Source organism: Vibrio sp. 10N.222.55.C6 (genome assembly GCF_041473395.1).
GTDB classification, from domain to species: domain Bacteria; phylum Pseudomonadota; class Gammaproteobacteria; order Enterobacterales; family Vibrionaceae; genus Vibrio; species Vibrio crassostreae_C.
Window position 1 is genome coordinate 1 of record NZ_JBFRSD010001280.1, and the last position, 514, is coordinate 514.

Sequence of the window (514 nt, forward strand, 5' to 3'; positions counted from 1 at the left end):
GTGGATAGCCCCACTCATCGAGCAAAATGATCAGGTCAAAGTGCAATTCAGCTTTGATATCGTCTCGCTTGTTCCAATCGGTGTATTTGGCTTTATCATCAATGACTTTCTTCACCTCTTTTGATAGCTCAAGTAGCCTATCTTCTGGATAAGTGAAATCATACTTATGTGCTAATGAGATAAGGATGTCGAAGAAGGCCTTTTCTTCAAAGTCGATACCCATATCACCAAATGAAGCCATTTCCTCGCGCAATTCATTGTAGAGGTTGATAATTTCATCAGAAAAATCACTAATGACTTCCGAGCGAAGTACATCCTTTTCATCACGCTCATTGTACTTTTCAACCAACATATTCATTTTCTTAGTGAAATCGACACCTTTCACTTTATTGGTCTTTTTAAACTCGCCAATCGCTTTGGCAAGCATCTGCTGAAGCAGTTGTAGCTTTGTGTTTGGTTGTTTAACCATCTCCAACTTGGCAAGGTAGTCATCATCAAAAATATCAATCTCGCC

1 protein-coding gene is annotated in these 514 nt (G+C 39.3%); it reads right to left on the bottom strand.

Translation table 11 applies throughout. The annotated features are described in order from the left end of the window. On the bottom strand, window positions 1-514 hold a 514-nt coding region (locus tag AB4486_RS28535), incomplete at both ends, for a type I restriction enzyme endonuclease domain-containing protein (RefSeq protein ID WP_372120197.1).